This window comes from Actinomycetospora sp. 2LY8.5 (assembly GCF_057180585.1).
In genome coordinates this window covers 224,417-241,205 of record NZ_JBXUHE010000003.1, presented here as the reverse complement: position 1 = coordinate 241,205, position 16,789 = coordinate 224,417, and the positions used below count along the sequence as shown (strand labels likewise).

The window sequence follows — 16,789 nt, the reverse complement described above, 5'->3', positions numbered from 1 at the left end:
CCTGGAGGTCGTGGCTCAGTGGCCGGTGAAACGGGGGGCGCGCTTGGCGAAGAAGGCCGACAGGCCCTCCCGGAAGTCGTGAGACTGCTCGTGCGCCGCGGACTGCCGGAGCTCCATGCGCAGGCCGATGGCCTGCGGGACCTCCATGCCGTCGGCGACCAGTTCCTTCATCCGCCGCAGCCCTGTCGGGCTCTTTCGCGCGATCTTGGCGACGATGCCGTCGACGGTGTCGACGAGCGCGTCGTCCGCCACGACGTCGTGGACGAGGTCGGTGTCGAGGAACGCACGGGCGGGCAGGACGTCGCCGGTGAAGAGCAGGTACCGGGCCCGTGCGGGACCCACTCGGCGCGGCAGCCGGATCGAGCCTCCTCCGCCTGGCAGGAGGCCGTAGTTGGCGTGGGCGTCGCCGATGCGCGCGGACTCGGCGGCGACGACGAGGTCGGCGCAGAGGATGAGCTCGAGACCACCGGCGAGGGCGAGACCCTGCACCGCGGCGATCACCGGCAGGCCGAAGGCCTCGAGGCGGCTCAGCAGCCGGCCCGCACCGTGGAGGAACGCCTGGTGCCCGCCTTCGGACTCGACGATCCGTCGCACGTGTGACAGGTCGGCGCCCGCACAGAACGCGGTCCCCGTGGAGGTGATGACCACCGCCCGGATGCTCGCGTCCTGCTCGGCGGTGTCGAGCCCCGCGTCGAGACCCGCGAGGACCTCCGGGGAAATCCCGTTCATCCGATCCGGACGGTTGATGCGCAGCCAGAGGGCCTCACCCCGCCGCTCGACGACGATGGCGGGACCCTCCGCCGCTGACGCCTCCGGGGTTGTCGTCGCGCTCACGCCGCCGCCCGCTCGAGGATGGTGACCACGCAGACGCCCGGATCGGGGTGAACGTAGCCGCCGGAGTTCTCGGCGAGCGCGATACGCGCCCCCTCCACCTGGCGCTCCCCGGCCCGGCCACGCAGTTGCGTGACGAGCTCATGGAGCTGCGCGCACCCTGTTGCCCCTACCGGATGGCCACGCGACACGAGCCCCCCGCTCGGGTTCACGGGCACCTGTCCGCCGATCGCCACCGCGCCGGACGCCAGGAGCTTCGGACCGTCGCCGGGAGCGCAGAGACCGAGCTTCTCGTACATGATCATTTCCTTCGACGAGGCAGCGTCGTGACACTCGACGACGTCCAGGTCGGCCGGCCCGATCCCCGCCGTCTCGTACGCCGCCCGGGAGGCCTGCACCTCGGGCGAGACGGCCGCCCCGCCCGGGATACCTGAGCGCAGCACGGACGCCCGCACCCGAATGGCGTCCGCGCGAGCCGGAGCCACCTCGGCGGCCTCGATCACCACGGCCGCGGCGCCGTCGGCGACCGGGGCACACATCACCACGGTGAGCGGGTCGGCGATGACGCGGCCGGACAGGACCTGCTCGCGGGACAGCGGAGTGCGGTACTGAGCGTTCGGGTTGAGCGCGCCCGCAGCGGAGTTCTTGACAGCGACGTCGGCGAAATCCTCCCGGGTCGCACCGGAGCGGTCCATGTACTGGTGGGTCACCCAGGAGTACATCGCCATGTAGAAGGACTCCGGAGGCTCGTCCGAGCCCGTGAGCTCACGACTGATGGCGGGGACGCGGGCGAGGTCGGTACCGGAGAGCATCGCGTCGAGCACCTCTCGGGTGGACCGACCGGTCAGCTTCTCCGAGCCGACGATGAGTGCCCTGTCGTACTGACCCGACCGCACGAGGCCGAGCGCGAGGTGGACTCCGGACGAGGACGACGCGCACGCGTTCTCGACGTTGACGACGGGGATCTCCCCGAAGTCCGGTCCGCCCAGCGCCACCTGACCGCGCATCGAGTGCTGCCCGGTCAGGGCACCGGCGAGGGAGTTCGCGTGGACGACGATGCCGACGTCCGACGGCGTCAGCCCCGCGTCGGCGAGCGCCGCGGCGGCCGCCTCGCGACTCAGCCCGCCGACGGTGGCGTCCGGAGACTTACCGAACGGGGTCATCCCGACCCCGATGATGTTGACCTCGCGCATCGAGACTCCATGGCTCGCCGAGCCGCGGTAACGGCCTCAGGGATTTTCGTCCGACCAGTCGGTCGTGTCCTGACCGACTGGTCGGACAGTAGCGAGCAACACACAACAGCGTCAACAGGTCTCTGAACTGGTGCGATGTTGCAAAGTACGTCCGACCGGTCGGAAAGTATGAGCGCACGATCTTGACTAAGATCGTCTCTATGAGCGGCCGACTGTTACCCTTTCGACATGGTCGATCGCCGGGTCTCACGCACCGCCAAGCCGAAGGAGTTCACCCCGGGCGGGAAGGGCGACCGACGGCGCCGGGAGATCCTCGACGCCGCCGCCAAGGTCATCACCAAGGTCGGGTACGCGAACGCGTCGCTCGAGGAGATCGCGGCGGCGAACAAGATCAGCAAGTCGGCGCTGTACCACTACTTCCGCAGTCGTGACGAGATCCTCTTCGCGATGCACGAGGTGCTCGCCAACGACTTCCTGGACCACGCCGAGCTGGTCCGGGAGTCGGGAGGGACAGCCACCGAGATGCTCCGTGCGGCCATCAACAAGATGGTCCTCGCCAACGAGTCCATCCCGGGCTACGTCCAGGCCTTCTTCGAGCACTACCGGGACCTGTCCCCCGCCTTCCGGCGCAGGGCTCACGCCCGCAGCAATGAGTACACGCGCTTCGTCGAGGAGATCCTCGAGAAGGGGATGGCCGAGGGCGAGTTCCGGCCGATGCCGGTCCAGGCGACAGCCCTGGCGATCTTCGGCATGTGCAACTGGGTCAACAAGTGGTACCGCCCGAGCGGCCAACTGAGTGGCACGGAGATCGCCGGCGTCTGGACCGACCTCGTCCTGGGCGGGGTACGTCTCGACGAACCGGCCGTGAACGTGACGTCCTCCTCCCAGGACGTGCCCGACGGGCGGGCGTGATGGCCGCGCCGCGTTCGCGGCGGGCGGGCTCGGGTCGGCCGACCTGGTGCTGATCTCGGTCCCGGCGCCCGAGGTGCTGCGAGCCCGGAAGGTGGGGACCGAACCCGTCAGCGGCGGGCGTTCGATCTTCACCTGAGGCTCTGCGAGCCGCTGCGGGAGTGGTACTCGGCGGTCGAGAAGGCCGATCCCGGCCGGGTCGTGTGGTCGTTCCCCGCGAACGGAGTGCCCGCCTCCCCGAGCGCCCGATCGCGGCGGAGCGACGACGCGGTGTTGGATCGCCTGCCGGCGAACCTGCCGGTCCGGGGATGAGAGTGGGCCCGAGGTGATGCTCAGCCCCGGTCGCGGTCAGCGCACGTCCGGTGCTGGTCGACGCGCTGCGCCGCGACGTCCGCAGGTCCGGCGGCACGCGGCGTGCCCGGCCGCCTCAGCACGGGCGGGACCGGCGACGTCCTGAGCGCGAACCTGTGGTCGAGGGTCTTGCCCCGCGGGCACCCTGGCTCTATCTTCGAGTTCTCGAAACATCCTACCGAAACTCGAAGAGGAGCCGGTGATGACGCAGGACATGTCCTCACGCTCAGACGGCGCGGACAGCGCCACCGGCGCCGCGACGGGGTCCGAGGGCAAGGACACCAGGCGAATCGCGGCGGCATGCCTGATCGGCAACGTCCTCGAGTACTTCGACTTCGCCCTCTACGGGTTCTTCGCCGCCACCCTGGGCGCGATCTTCTTCCCGGGCGGTAGCGCCAGCACACAGCTGCTGCAGTCGCTCGCCGTGTTCGGGGTCGCCTTCCTCATGCGACCGCTGGGCGGCGTGATCTTCGGGGTGATCGGCGACCGCGCCGGGCGCAGGCTCTCGCTGTCCATCAGCATCACGGTGATGGGGGTGGCCACCGCCCTGATCGGGCTGCTCCCGACCTACGCGGCCATCGGGGTCGCCGCGCCCGCACTGCTGGTGCTCCTGCGCTGCGTGCAGGGCATCTCGGTGGGTGGCGAGTGGGGCGCGAGCTCCGCGTACCTCATCGAGACCGCACCACCCGGCCGACGCGGCATCCGCGGGAGCTTCCCCTCCCTGGGCGCCGCCATCGGGCTCGTGCTGGGCAGCCTCATCGCCCTCGTCCTCGGGTTCCTGCTCAGCGCCGAGCAGCTCGCCGCGTGGGGATGGCGCATCCCGTTCCTCGTCGCGCTGCCGCTCGGGCTCCTCGGCCTCTACATCCGGCGGCGGCTGGAGGACACCCCGGTGTTCCGCGAGATCGAGCGCCGTAGCGACCGGCCGCGTGCCCGCTGGACCGACGCGTTCCGGCGCGACCAGATCCGCGCTCTGCTCACCACCTTCACCTTCTCCTGGATCTGCGGTGTCGGTCTCTACTACCTCGGCTCCTACGTCGTCACCTACTTGGGCTCGACCATCGAGCTCGACCGCACGACAGCCGTCCTGCTGACCTGCATCGGCCTGGTGATCTACGGAGCGCTGTGCCCCGTCGCGGGTCGGCTCTCCGACCGGTTCGGACGCCGCCGCACCGTGCTGTTCGGGTGCGCCGGGCACGCGATCCTCGGCATCCCCATGTTCCTGCTGATGAGCACGGGCAACCCGGTCGCGATCATCCTCGCGCTCGTCGTGTTCGGGGTGCTGCAGGCCCCGATCAACGCCAACACGTCCCTGATCCTGATCGAGCTCTTCCCCGCCTCCACCCGCCTGACCAACGGTTCGGTGGGCTTCAACCTCGGGGTGGGCGCCCCCTCGGGCTTCGGCCCCCTCATCGGGGCGTCCCTCGTCGTCGCCACCGGCCTGAACTACGCGCCCGGCTTCTTCCTCTCCGGCGTCGCCCTGGTCTGCGGGCTCGTGCTCTGGGCGCTCCTGCCCGAGACCGCCGGACGTGACCTGTTCGCCGAGGGGACGGCCACCGACGAGCCCGCGGACCAGGCCGCGCCGCACGGCGCGCAGCGGGTGCGCTCGTGACCCTGCCGAGCACCATGCGGGCCGTCGAGCTCACGGCTCTGGGTGGCCCCGAGGTCCTCGTTCCCGTGGCGCGCCCCGCTCCGTCACCTGGCACGGGCGAGTTCCTGATCCGCGTCGGTGCGTGCGGCGTGTGCGGCCACGACGCCCTGGCCCGTCGAGGCGAGCTGGCGGCGAAGGCCGGGGCAGTCCTCGGCCACGAGATCGCGGGCACCGTCGTCGCCAGCGGGTCGTCGGACCTCGCCGACTGGGTCGGACGCCGCGTCGCGCTCAACCAGCGCCTGACCTGCGGGACGTGTCCCGACTGTGTCGGCGGGCGACCGTCGGCGTGCCGGGAAGGCCGCGGCTTCTACGGCGAGGACCTCCCCGGGGGCTACGCGGAGTTCGCCGTCGCCACCCCCGGCAATGCGGTCGTCGTCCCGGACTCCGTCGACGACACGACCGCCGCGATCCTGTCGTGCGCTGTCGGCACGGGCTTGCGAGCACTGCGCAGCGCCCGGGTCGACGCCGGCCAGATCGTGGTCGTCACGGGCGCGGGCGGTGGGGTCGGCCTGCACACGGTGGCCGTTGCACGGCTGCTCGGCGCCCACGTCGTCGCCGTCACCGGCAGTCCGGACAAGGCCCCGGAGCTGTACCGGCGCGGCGCCGCGGCCGTCGTCGCCCCCGACCGGTCGGAGCTGCGCGAGGCCATCCGCGCGCTCGGCGGGCGCCGTGGTGCGGACGTGGCCGTCGAGGTCACGGGCGGTCCGACGTTCGCCCTGGCGCTGCGGGCCCTCGCGCCGGGCGGTTGCCTGGTCCTCGTCGGCAACACCGAACCCGACGCCCTGCCCCTCGACCCCGGACTGACGATCCTCAAGGAGCTCCGCGTGCACGGCAGCGCCCATGCTGATCGCGACGACCTCGCCGAGGTCGTCGACCTCGTGGCCTCCGGACGGCTCGAGCTTCCTCCTCCCCCACGATGGGCGCTCGACGACGCCCGCGACGCGCACGCCGCGATCGACGCGCGGACGGTGACCGGACGGGCGGTCCTCGTGCCATGACCACGACACCGCCGGACGCACCGACCCTGCCCGCCCTGGTCGACGACCTCGCTGCCACGAGTCCGGACGCGCCCGCGCTCGTCGCCGGGCCCGCGCGGTTGACCTACGCCCAGCTCGACGCCGCCGCCCGCCGCGGCGCTACGGCCCTCGCACGCCTCGGCGTCGGGCCCGGGGACGGGGTCGGCCTGCTGGCCGGCAACACCGCCGACTGGCCCGTCGTCGCGCTCGCCACCATGAGGCGGGGGGCACGCGTCGACGCCTTCAACACGTGGGTCAAGGCGCACGACCTCGAGTTCCTCCTGCGGACCTCGCGCTGTCCGGTCCTCGTGATGACCCCGACCGTCCGCTCGAGTGACCTGCTCGCGGTCCTGGCCGAGCTCGTCCCCGAGGTGTGGAGGTCCCACCCGGGTGAGTGGCACAGCGAACGCTTCCCCGACCTGCGCCACGTCGTGCTCCTCGGCGACGGCGACCGGGCCCCGCGCGGTGCGCTGCGCTGGCGGGACCTCCTCGGCGCCGTCGGGCCGGACACCGGCGAGATCGCTGCACGGGCCGAGGACGTCGCCTTCGTCCTGTACACCTCGGGCTCCACCCGCGATCCGAAGGCGGTGCCGCTGCGCCAGCGCGACACCCTCGTCAACGCCTTCCACATCGGCGAGCGCATGGGCCTCACCGCCGAGGACCGTGTCTGGCTCTCCTCTCCCCTGTTCTGGAGCTACGGCGGTGCGAACGCGTGGCCCGCGACGGCGACCCACGGCGCCTGCCTGGTGCTGCAGGAGCACTTCGAGGCGCACCGGGCCGCCGAACTCATGGCGACCGAGGAGGTCACGGCGGCGTACCTGCTGCCGACCATCACCGATGCCCTCGTCGGCGTCGGCGAGCGGGTGCGGACGCTGAGCAGCCTGCGCACCGGGCTGACCATCGGGCGTCCCGACGAGGTCACCCGCGCCATCGACGAGCTGGACATCCCCGAGTTGTGCAACGTGTACGGCTCCACCGAGGTGTACGGCAACTGCTGCGTGACCCCGCACGACGCTCCTCGAGAATGGCGCGTGACGACCCAGGGCCCGCCGCTGCCCGGCGTCGAGGTACGCACCGTCGACCCCGAAGGGCGGGTCCAGGCGGTCGGGGACCTCGGCGAGCTGCAGGTCCGCGGCCGCGTGACCCCGGGCTACCTCAACGCCGAGAGCTCGACGGCGATCACCGACGACGGCTGGTTCCGCACCGGCGACCGACTGCGCATCCGTCCGGACGGAGCCGTCGAGTTCGGCGCCCGGCTCACCGAGATGATCAAGACGTCCGGGATCAACGTCGCACCTGCCGAGGTCGAGGGCTATCTCTCGACCCATCCCTCGGTGACGGAGGTCGCCGTCGTCGGCGCACCCCACCCTTCCCGTGGCGAAGTGGTCATGGCGTTCGTCGTCGCCCCGGACGGCACCGATGGCACCACCCTGCGCGAGTACTGCCGCGCGGGGATCGCGAGCTTCAAGGTTCCCTGGGAAGTCGTCGTGCTTCCCGAGCTGCCGCGGACCGGGACCGGGAAGCTGACCCGCAAGGCGCTCGTGCAGCAGGCCACCGAGCACGTCCGGGCGGTCGCGCCGTGAGCGCCACCGACGGGAACTGGGGCCGCTGGGGCTCGGACGACGAGGCCGGCGCCCTCAACCTCGTCGACCCCGACGCCGTGCGCGCCGCCACCGCCCTGGTCCGCGACGGACGCACGATCTCCCTCGCCCAGCCGATCGGCCCGCGCGCCGGGGTCCCGCCGCACCGCCGTGCCCCGCAGCGCTTCATGGACCGCGACTACGGCGACTATGCCGCCGGGGCCCGCTCCCCCGACGGGTTCCGCTTCGCCGAGGACACCGTCATGTTCGGCACCCACAGCGGCACCCACCTCGACGCCCTGGCCCACGCCTGGTCCGGCGAGGAGCTCTACAACGGGCACGCCGCCGCCTCGGTGCGATCGACACGCGGCGCGGGCCGGTGCGGGGCCGAGGCGCTGCGGGCGATCGTGACCCGTGGCGTGCTGGTGGACCTGGCCCACGACGACCCGCTGCCCCCGCGCGCGGCGATCGACGCCGGCCAGCTCGACGCCGCCTACCGGGCCGCCGAGGTCACGCCACGGGCCGGGGACGCCGTCCTGCTCCGCACCGGGTGGTGGGAGCGCCACCGCGGCTCCCCCGACTACTTCGACGACGAGCCCGGCATCGACGACGACGCGGCTCGCTGGCTCGCCGCTCGGGACGTGGCGGTGGTCGGCGCCGACAACTACGCGGTGGAGGTGCAGCCCGCGGCCGCCGGCTCCACGTTCCCCGTCCACATCACCCTGATGCACCGCTACGGCGTCCCCCTGCTCGAGAACCTCGACCTCGCCGACCTCGCCGCCGCTCTCGACGCGGCCGGACGATCGACGTTCCTGCTGGTGCTGGCCCCGATCCCGCTCGCCGGCTCCACGGCGGGCCCTGTCGCCCCGGTGGCGGTGCTGTGAGCGCCCACGACGTGACCCCGACCGCGCTCGAGAACTGGCCGGCGCTGCTGCGCGACGGCGACCTCGTCGTCGTCGCGGGTGGCGCGGGGGAACCCACGGCGCTGCTCGAGGCCCTGGCGAAGACGCCGGCCGAGGACCTGCCCGACGTGGAGCTGTTCGTCGGACTGAGCCACAGCGGGGTCCTCGAGGACCCGCCGGCGGTCCGACTCGCCTCGTTCGGGGCCATGGGCCCGCTCGCCCGACACGCCGCGCGGGGCGACCTGGCCGTCGTCCCCTGCACCTTCGTCGATCTGCCTCGCGTGCTGCCGCTACGGGCGCCGGGGCGAGTGGTCGTGCTGTTGTCGGTCGCGCCGGTCGGCGACGACGGACGGCACAGTCTCGGGATCGCCGTCGACCACGCCTACGAGCTCGCGGCCCACGGCGGAGCCGTGGTGATCGCCGAGGTCAACGACCGGATGCCCCGCACCGACGCCCCCACCCTGCCGACGGCCGCACTGCACCTCGCCGTCGCGGTCTCGCACCCCCTGCCCGGGCCGGTGGCGCGGGCCGGGCACACGGGTCACCGTGCGATCGCCGGCCATGTCGCGTCGCTCGTTCCCGACGGCGCGACGCTGCAGCTCGGCGTGGGGACCCTGCCCGCGGTGGTGGCCGAGGCGCTGTCCGGGCACCGGGACCTGCAGGTGCGCTCGACACTGGTCGGTGACTGGCTGCTGACCCTCGCCCGTGCCGGGGCCCTGTCGTCGGCGCCGGACGCCGTGGTCCTCTCCGAGGCCGCGGGGTGCAGGAAGCTGCACGACCACGTCGCGAGCGGCGGCGCCCACGTGCGCCCCGTCGCCGAGGTCGTCGACCCGGGGACGTTGGCGGGCCTGGACTGCCTGGTCGCCCTCAACTCCGCGCTGCAGGTCGACCTCACCGGCCAGGTCAACGCCGAGCAGGTCGCCGGCGGTTACGTGGGGGGCGTCGCCGGCCAGCCGGACTTCCTGCGCGCGGCCCAGCGCACCCCGCACGGCCGGTCGGTGGTCATGCTCCCGGCCACCGCCGACGGCGCGTCGCGGATCGTCCCCCGGCTGTACGGCGGGACGGTCACCACCGGCCGCGCGAGCGTCGACGTCGTCGTCACCGAGCACGGGGTGGCCGACCTGCGGGGGGCCGACCTCGCCGCCCGCGCTCGCGCGCTGATCGAGGTCGCGGCCCCGGAGCACCGCGCGGCACTGCGGCACGCACTCGAGGAGGGACCGTGAGCGAGGAGATCGTCGCGCGGCTGCAGTCGTTCCTGGACACCCATGGCGGCGAGGGCGCGCGAGTGGTGGACCTGGAACGAGTCGGTGTCGGGCGATCGCGGGACAACTACCTGTTCGACCTGGAGCGCGACGGCGGGCGCGAGCCGCTGATCCTGCGCCAGGACCCCGACGGGGGCCTCGTCGACACCGACCGAGCCGTCGAGTTCGCGGTGCTGCGGGCGCTGGAACCCGCACCGCTGCCGACGCCGACAGCACGGTGGCTCGACGCCGACGGGACCTGGCTGGGCAGCCCGTTCCTCGTCATGCGCCGCGTGGCCGGCACCTGCGACTACCGGGTCCTGCGCTCGGCGCGGCCGCTGTCCGAGCGCCGCGACCTCGCCGCCCGTTTCTGCGAGCTGCTCGGCGCGGTCCACGACACCAACTGGCGCGCTCTGGGCCTCGACGCCGTGCTTGCCGACCCCGGACCGGATGCCGCGTCCGCCGAGCTGGACCGGTGGGAGGCGATCCTGCGCGGCGATGCGCTCGAGGCCCACCCCGAGCTCGACCTGGCGATCGACGCACTGCGACGCAGCGCCCCCACCTCGACGCACACCGTGCTCGTCCACGCCGATTTCAAGCCGGGCAACATCCTGCTCGCGGGCGGCGACGTCAGCGCCCTCCTCGACTGGGAGCTCGCCCACCTCGGCGACCCGCTCGAGGACCTCGGCTGGGTCACCCAACCTCTGCGTGCCGGCGAGCACACCATCGAGGGCGTCTGGGAGGCCGACGACCTCGTGGCGCACTACGAGCAGGTCACGGGCACACCGGTGGACCGCACGGCGCTGCGCTGGTGGGTCGTGTTCTCCACGTTCAAGACCGCCGTCATGCAGGTCAGCGGCCTGCGCTCGTTCCTCGAGGGACGCAGCGAGGAGCCCTACCGACCTCACCGCCGCGTGCTCGCCGAGCTCCTGGCGTCCCTGCCCGCGCTGTGCCCGGAGGTGGCCACGAGATGAGACCGACCGTGGACGAGCAGCTCGACGGGGTGCTCCGACTGCTCGACGCCGTGGTTCGCGACGAGGACCTGTCCACCGGCGGGCGTGACCGGGTCCGTGACGCCGAACGTCTCGTGCGCCGGGTCCGCGGCACCTGGTCGACCGCGCTGCCCTTCCTCGTGGCGGACAACGCCGCACTCGACGGGCTGCTGCGCGAGCTCGGTGTCGACCTCCCGCCCGCCCCCGAGCCCGGGACGGACGTCGCAGCCCTCGCGACCCGCAACGAGCAGCTGCGCGAACGGTTGTCGGCCACGATCCGCGTGCTGCCGCCCCCGCCGCGCGGCGACGACGCCCGCGCGCGCATCGGCGCCTACCTGCAGCACCGCGTCGCCACCGACCCCACCTGATCCCCGCCCGAGCCCTGGAGAGGAGCCACGTGACCAGCGCCTGGCCCGGCCTCACGATCGACGACGAGCACTTCGCCGAGCAGTTCCCGCTCTCACCGCTCGACGACTTCCTCGTGCACCAGACACCCGACCCGGTCCGGGTCATGTGGACCGGGGATCCGCGCGCCTACGAGCGCTACTGGGTGATCATGCACGATCCCGCCGGGGAAGTGATCATCGCGACCGGCGGCAGCTTCTACCCCAACCTGGACCGCGCCGAGGCGTACGCCATCGTCAACCGCGGTGGGCGCCACACCGCCGTCCGCAGCTTCCGTCGCATCGGCGCCGACCGCGTCGACCTCGCCGTCGGCCCGATCGCGCCACGGGTGATCCGCGGCCTGCGCGAGTGGCGCTTCGTCCTCGAGCCGAACGACCACGGCATCTCCTACGACCTCACCTTCGTCGACACCACCCGCCAGGTGTTCCGCGAACCACTCTCCGACACCGCCCACGGCACCCCGCCCGGCCGCCGCAACGACGTCACCAGCGGCTTCGAAGGCTTCGGGACCGTCTCGGGCTGGTACGCGATCGACGGGGTCCGCCACGAGATGCCGGCCGGCTCCACCGGCACCCGCGACCGTCACTGGGGCACCGGGCGCGGAGTCGGCGGGCCCGCGATGTCCCTGGGCGGGCGGCTGCACGTCGGGGTCAACGGCAACGCCTTCGTCGCCTTCGACGACTGGACCCTCTGGGGCGACCGCGTCTACTACCCCTTCGGCCACGGGCGCCCCGGCGCCACCCGCGTCGACAAGCCGACCCGCCGGTTGCGCTTCGAGCCCGACACCCAGCTGTTCGTCGAGGGGGTCGTGGACTACCGCCTCGACACCGGGGAGAAACGACAGCTGCACTACGAGCGCCTCGGGCAGCAGACCGCGTTCCTGCGCTGCGGGATGTACGGCGGCACGCCCGAGAGCGACATCCACCAGGGCTCCTACGACGGACCGGACCACACCGAGGGCGAGACCTACGACCTCGAGCGGCCTGAGAACCGCGTCTTCATTCGCGGGCTCGACGAGCACCTGTGCCGCGTGAGCACCGACGACGGGCAGCAGTCGATCGGCATCTACCAGGCCATCGACCCGGTGGCCTTCGAGCTGTGCACCGCGGGACGGCCCGGATGGGACTTCCTCCGCTGAGCGCGGCGGGCGGCGCGCATGCCCGCACACCGCTCCCGGAGTCGCATGACGGAGGATGTCCGGTCGTGTCGACGCCCCAGCCGCCGGTGGACGCAGGCCCCGGGAAGGACCGCTACGCCCGGACCTTCGACGTCCTGGAGCTGCTCGTCGGACATACGAGCGGCATGACCGTCACCGAGATCGCCAAACGCCTCGAGCTGCCGGTCTCGAGCAGCCACAACCTGCTCCAGCGGATGGTGGCCAGCGAGGTCGTCTCCGTCACCGACGACCTGCGCTACACGCTCGGTCCGCGCGCGGTGCGGCTGGGCCTGCGGATCGCCGACGAGCTCGAGGTGCGCTCGGTGGCCCGCCGGCACCTCCAGGACCTGGCCCTCTCGACCGGGGAAGACGTCTACCTCGCGGTGCGCCTGGGCGACAACGTCACCTACGTCGACCGCGTGCCGGGCTCCCGCCCCGTGAGCGTGGAGATCCGGCTCGGCCGCGAGCTGTATCTGCACGCCACCGCGGTCGGGAAGCTCTTCGCCGCCCTGGACACGTCCCTGCGCCGCCGGCTCGACGACGCCGAGCTGCCCGTGCTCACCGAGCACACGCTCACCGACCCCGGCGCGCTCGACGCGGAGCTCGAACGCATCCGGCAGGCAGGGTTCGCCGTCAGCCGCGAGGAGGCCGTGATCGGCATCGTCGGGCTCGCGGTACCGGTCCGCGACGCCACCGGACGCCTCGTCGCCGCCGTGCACATCTCCGGGCTCCGCGCCCAGCTCACCGATGCGCTCGAGGCATCGCTGGTCGAGGCGGCCCGCGGCGCAGCCACCGCCATGGAGCGCGACCTCGGTCGCCTCGACCACCGCTGAGAGGAGCATCCCATGGGCCCTCTGGCCGGGATGAGCGTCGTCGAGTTCGCCGGCATCGGCCCCACCCCGTTCTGCGCGATGGTGCTCGCCGACCTCGGCGCCGACGTCGTCCGCATCGACCGCCCCGCACCCCCGCGGTCCGAGCCGCCCACCGGCGTCGAGACGCTCACCGACGGCATCCTCGGACGAGGCCGACGCTCGGTCGCGCTCGACCTCAAGCACCCGGACGGTCGCTTCGCTGCGCTCGACCTCGTGGCCGACGCCGACGTGCTCGTGGAGGGCTTCCGGCCCGGCGTCATGGAGCGCCTCGGCCTCGGGCCGGAGGACTGTCACGCGCGAGCACCCAAGCTCGTGTACGGACGCCTCACCGGCTGGGGTCAAGAGGGGCCCCTGGCCCAGCGGGCGGGCCACGACATCAACTACGTCGCGCTCGCCGGCGCGCTCGCCCCACTCGGACGGCGCGACGACCGCCCCACGCCACCGCTCAACCTCCTCGGCGACTTCGCCGGAGGCGGCCTCCTGCTCGCCCTCGGCATCACCGCCGCGGTCATCGAGCGCGGGCGCTCCGGGCAAGGGCAGGTCGTCGACGCCGCCATGGTCGACGGTGCCTCCTACCTGATGACCATGATGTACGAACTGCTCGGCCGTGGCCGCTGGGACGAGCGCCGCGAGGCCAACGCCAACGACGGCGCGTCGCCCTTCTACGACACCTACGAGACATCCGACGGCGAGTACCTGGCCGTCGGCGCGATGGAGCCGCATTTCTGGGCGCGGTTGGTCGACGAGCTCGGACTCGCCGACGAGGAACTGCCGGACCAGTGGGACCCGAACAACTGGCCCGAGCTCACCGAGCGCCTCGCCGCGGCGTTCCGCACCCGGACCCGCGATGAATGGGTCGAGCGCTTCGCCGACACCGACGCGTGCGTGACCCCGGTTCTGCGGATGAGCGAAGCCCCAGGACACTCGCACCATCTGGCACGCGGCGGCTTCGTGACCGTCGACGGCACCCGCGTGCCCGCTCCGGCACCGCGCTTCTCGCGCACGCCGGCCACCGCGGGGCCACCGGCAGCACGACCTGGCGAACACACCGCCCAGGTGCTCGCCGAACGCGGCTTCTCCCCCGAGCGGATCGCCGCGCTCCGCCACAGCGGCGTCACCGTGGCGTAGGCGTGGTCCGCTGAGCGCCGTCACCCAAAGGTGTCGCGTCGTCTCGGGCAGGGTGACGTCGAGCCCGGGCGCCGCCGGCAGCAGCGCTTCCAGGCGCTGGGAGTGCGGCGACCGGCGTGTCTCAGCGTCTCAGGACTGAGAGCTTCCGCGGTCGCACGGACGACGCATGCTCCCGGAGCAGTGAGCCGGACCACACACGGTTCGGGCGCTGAGACCGACGAGGGAGTCGACGTGGGAGAGCTGGAGGGCAGAGTCGCGCTGGTGACCGGCGCGGCCCGCGGTCAGGGCCGCAGCCACGCGGTCCGCCTGGCGCAGGAGGGCGCCGACATCATCGCGATCGACATCTGCGATCAGATCGGCTCGGTGCCTTACGGGTTGTCGAGCGAGGCAGACCTCGCCCAGACCGCGAAGCTGGTCGAGGCCGAGGACCGTCGGATCGTGCCGTCCGTCGCCGACGTCCGGGACGTGGGAGCGCTGGCCGCCGCGGTGGACGCGGGAGTCAGCGAGCTCGGCCGACTCGACGTCGTTCTCGCCAACGCGGGCATCGTCAGCTACGGCGGGGTTCGTGACCTCACCGCCGAGCAGTGGAACGACATGATCGGTACGAACCTCACGGGCGTGTTCAACACCGCCAAGGCCACTGTCGAGCACCTCATCGCCGCCGGCGGCGGGTCGTTCATCCTGACCAGCTCGGTGTACGGGCTCAAGGGCAACGGCGGCGTCGCCCACTACACCGCCGCCAAGCACGGCGTGACCGGCCTGATGAAGGCCATGACCCACGAGCTCGCCCCGTTCAACATCCGGGTCAACTCCGTTCATCCGACGACGGTGAACACCGACATGATCCAGCACGACGCGCAGTACCGCCTCTTCCGGCCCGATCTGGAGAACCCCACGGCCGAGGACGCGAAAGCAGGTTTCGCGTCGCTCAATATCATGCCCATTCCGTGGGTCGAGGCCACGGACATCACCAACGCCATTCTCTTCCTGGCATCTGAGAAGGCCCGTTTCATCACCGGGGTGGCGCTTCCCGTCGACGCCGGCTCGATGCAGATCTGAGAGGAATCATCATGACTGCCATCCTGTCGGCACCCACCGAGACCGGCGGGCGGCCGAGCGCCGAGGAACTCATCGCCCGCGCCGAGGCACTCGTGCCCAGGCTGCGCGAGCGGGCCCGCGGTGCCGAGGAGCTGCGTCGCATCCCGGACGAGACGATCGCCGACCTCGAGGCCGCGGGCCTGTTCTACGTCGTCAGCCCCCGCAGCGAAGGCGGTTACGGCTACGGCATGACCGAGCTCGGGACCATCACCCGCATCCTGGCGAAGGGCTGCGCGTCGACCGCATGGGTCTACTCCTTCCTCGTCGTGCACAACGTGTCCATCACCCAGGATCTGCGACACCTGCTCCACGGGCGTCCCTTCGCGACGGCCGCCCTGTCCGCCGGCTTCCAAGCCACCCCGTCGGGCACGGCCGTGCCCGTCGAGGGCGGATGGCGGGTCACCGGCACGTGGCCGTTCGCAAGCGGGATCATGAACGCCGACCACGTCCTGTTCATCACGCTCGAACAGCGGCCGGGTCAGGAGGAGCCCGCCATGCTCGGCCTGTGCGCGGACGTCGCCGACGTCGAGATCACCGACATCTGGCACATGGCCGGCATGCAGGCCACCGGGTCGAACACCTTCTCGCTGGAGAACCATTTCATCCCCCGCGACCGGCAGTGGACGGCGTTCGGCCAGGAACGCCTCCACCCGGCCGACCCCGACGACATCCGTCCCCTCGAAGGCTTCTCGATCATCCGTATGTTCGACGTGCTGCTCGCCGCGGTCGCGGTCGGCTGCGCGGAAGCCGCACTCGAGGACTTCCACCGCCGGATCCAGACCCGCATCGTCGGATTCGGGCTGGGGCCCCAACGCGAGCACCCCGAGGCGTGGGGCCGCTACGGGCAGGCCGTCACCGAGACGCGGATGGCCCGGCTGCTCTGGGACGAGACCCTGCGCGTGGTGTCCGACCTGTCCGATCGGGGCGTCTCGGCGGAGGTCCAGACGGCGGCCGAGCTGCGCATGGCCTCTCCGCGCATCTGCCAGGTGGCGCGCGACGCCGTGCAGATCATCGTGGAGGGATCGGGGTCGAGCATCTACCACCTCGACAACCCCCTGCAGCGCCAGCAGCGCGACATCAACTTCCTGAAGAACCACTCCTACCTGCATCCGGACGGAGCGTTCGTGCCCGCAGGCAAGGCGCTGCTCGGTCTCGCCGACCCGGTCGACGGCCTCCTGCTGATCTAGCAAGACGTCGTCAGCGCCCCGGTCCCGGTCCCCGTTCTGCTAGGGATCGGGACCGGGGCACTGTCACGATCAGACACGAGCCCGCGTCGTCGGGACTCGCAGCAGGTCGGAGGTTCGGTCCATGCCAGGACAGCTCGACCCGGATCCCGCATGGGGCCCCGAGGCCCGTCGACGCATGCAGGCCGCCCGTGAGCGGCTGCTCGGCGAGCCCATCTCCCTGCCCGCGCACGACACCGCGCCCGCCGACCTGTCCCTACGCAACGAGATCATCACGTCGTGG

General features: G+C 72.2%; 15 protein-coding genes. 13 read left to right on the top strand and 2 right to left on the bottom strand.

The window, feature by feature from the left end; genetic code table 11:
• Window positions 1-15: 15 nt before the first annotated feature.
• Together AC2A1K_RS05555 and AC2A1K_RS05550 are read right to left on the bottom strand one after the other, a co-directional pair.
• Window positions 16-834, bottom strand: coding sequence for an enoyl-CoA hydratase/isomerase family protein (locus AC2A1K_RS05555; RefSeq protein WP_483895325.1), 819 nt, complete (start codon window positions 832-834; stop codon window positions 16-18).
• Window positions 831-2,024, bottom strand: a complete 1,194-nt coding sequence (locus AC2A1K_RS05550; protein ID WP_483895324.1) for a thiolase family protein — start codon at window positions 2,022-2,024, stop codon at window positions 831-833. Before AC2A1K_RS05550 ends, AC2A1K_RS05555 begins: the two co-directional genes overlap by 4 nt.
• Window positions 2,025-2,252: 228 nt before the next feature.
• Between AC2A1K_RS05550 and AC2A1K_RS05545 the strand changes: the two genes are divergently transcribed.
• From AC2A1K_RS05545 to AC2A1K_RS05485, 13 genes are all read left to right on the top strand, one after another.
• Window positions 2,253-2,936: a TetR/AcrR family transcriptional regulator gene (locus tag AC2A1K_RS05545; protein WP_483895323.1), complete on the top strand. Its 684-nt coding sequence runs from the start codon at window positions 2,253-2,255 to the stop codon at window positions 2,934-2,936.
• 550 nt (window positions 2,937-3,486) lie between these two features.
• The gene (locus AC2A1K_RS05540) at window positions 3,487-4,893 is read left to right on the top strand and encodes an MFS transporter (RefSeq protein ID WP_483895322.1); all 1,407 of its coding nucleotides are present in this window, start codon (window positions 3,487-3,489) and stop codon (window positions 4,891-4,893) included.
• The gene (locus AC2A1K_RS05535; RefSeq protein ID WP_483895321.1) at window positions 4,890-5,930 is read left to right on the top strand and encodes an alcohol dehydrogenase catalytic domain-containing protein; all 1,041 of its coding nucleotides are present in this window, start codon (window positions 4,890-4,892) and stop codon (window positions 5,928-5,930) included. Before AC2A1K_RS05540 ends, AC2A1K_RS05535 begins: the two co-directional genes overlap by 4 nt.
• A complete protein-coding gene (locus AC2A1K_RS05530) occupies window positions 5,927-7,531 on the top strand; it encodes a class I adenylate-forming enzyme family protein (RefSeq protein WP_483895320.1) in 1,605 nt (534 codons plus the stop codon). The genes AC2A1K_RS05535 and AC2A1K_RS05530 overlap by 4 nt, the downstream gene beginning before the upstream one ends.
• Window positions 7,528-8,412 carry a cyclase family protein gene (locus AC2A1K_RS05525; protein WP_483895319.1) on the top strand — a complete coding sequence of 295 codons (885 nt, stop codon included), beginning with the start codon at window positions 7,528-7,530 and terminating at the stop codon, window positions 8,410-8,412. The genes AC2A1K_RS05530 and AC2A1K_RS05525 overlap by 4 nt, the downstream gene beginning before the upstream one ends.
• Entirely contained in the window at window positions 8,409-9,653 is a 1,245-nt protein-coding gene (locus AC2A1K_RS05520; RefSeq protein WP_483895318.1) for an acetyl-CoA hydrolase/transferase C-terminal domain-containing protein, read from the top strand. Before AC2A1K_RS05525 ends, AC2A1K_RS05520 begins: the two co-directional genes overlap by 4 nt.
• Window positions 9,650-10,645: a phosphotransferase family protein gene (locus AC2A1K_RS05515; protein ID WP_483895317.1), complete on the top strand. Its 996-nt coding sequence runs from the start codon at window positions 9,650-9,652 to the stop codon at window positions 10,643-10,645. Before AC2A1K_RS05520 ends, AC2A1K_RS05515 begins: the two co-directional genes overlap by 4 nt.
• Window positions 10,642-11,031 carry a hypothetical protein gene (locus AC2A1K_RS05510; protein WP_483895316.1) on the top strand — a complete coding sequence of 130 codons (390 nt, stop codon included), beginning with the start codon at window positions 10,642-10,644 and terminating at the stop codon, window positions 11,029-11,031. Before AC2A1K_RS05515 ends, AC2A1K_RS05510 begins: the two co-directional genes overlap by 4 nt.
• Window positions 11,032-11,060: 29 nt before the next feature.
• The gene (locus AC2A1K_RS05505) at window positions 11,061-12,206 is read left to right on the top strand and encodes an Rv3169 family protein (RefSeq protein WP_483895315.1); all 1,146 of its coding nucleotides are present in this window, start codon (window positions 11,061-11,063) and stop codon (window positions 12,204-12,206) included.
• 65 nt (window positions 12,207-12,271) lie between these two features.
• Window positions 12,272-13,057, top strand: a complete 786-nt coding sequence (locus AC2A1K_RS05500; RefSeq protein ID WP_483895314.1) for an IclR family transcriptional regulator — start codon at window positions 12,272-12,274, stop codon at window positions 13,055-13,057.
• A gap of 12 nt (window positions 13,058-13,069) precedes the next feature.
• Window positions 13,070-14,224, top strand: coding sequence for a CaiB/BaiF CoA transferase family protein (locus tag AC2A1K_RS05495; protein ID WP_483895313.1), 1,155 nt, complete (start codon window positions 13,070-13,072; stop codon window positions 14,222-14,224).
• 231 nt (window positions 14,225-14,455) lie between these two features.
• Window positions 14,456-15,283, top strand: coding sequence for a mycofactocin-coupled SDR family oxidoreductase (locus AC2A1K_RS05490; protein ID WP_483895312.1), 828 nt, complete (start codon window positions 14,456-14,458; stop codon window positions 15,281-15,283).
• Window positions 15,284-15,294: 11 nt separating this feature from the next.
• Window positions 15,295-16,509 carry an acyl-CoA dehydrogenase family protein gene (locus tag AC2A1K_RS05485; RefSeq protein WP_483895311.1) on the top strand — a complete coding sequence of 405 codons (1,215 nt, stop codon included), beginning with the start codon at window positions 15,295-15,297 and terminating at the stop codon, window positions 16,507-16,509.
• Window positions 16,510-16,789: the final 280 nt, after the last annotated feature.

Coding starts and splice junctions, on each gene's coding strand:
- AC2A1K_RS05550 (WP_483895324.1), bottom strand. CDS start 2,024: ATGCGCGAGGTCAACATCATCGGGGTCGGGATGACCCCGTTCGGTAAG.
- AC2A1K_RS05545 (WP_483895323.1), top strand. CDS start 2,253: ATGGTCGATCGCCGGGTCTCACGCACCGCCAAGCCGAAGGAGTTCACC.
- AC2A1K_RS05540 (WP_483895322.1), top strand. CDS start 3,487: ATGACGCAGGACATGTCCTCACGCTCAGACGGCGCGGACAGCGCCACC.
- AC2A1K_RS05530 (WP_483895320.1), top strand. CDS start 5,927: ATGACCACGACACCGCCGGACGCACCGACCCTGCCCGCCCTGGTCGAC.
- AC2A1K_RS05510 (WP_483895316.1), top strand. CDS start 10,642: ATGAGACCGACCGTGGACGAGCAGCTCGACGGGGTGCTCCGACTGCTC.
- AC2A1K_RS05495 (WP_483895313.1), top strand. CDS start 13,070: ATGGGCCCTCTGGCCGGGATGAGCGTCGTCGAGTTCGCCGGCATCGGC.
- AC2A1K_RS05485 (WP_483895311.1), top strand. CDS start 15,295: ATGACTGCCATCCTGTCGGCACCCACCGAGACCGGCGGGCGGCCGAGC.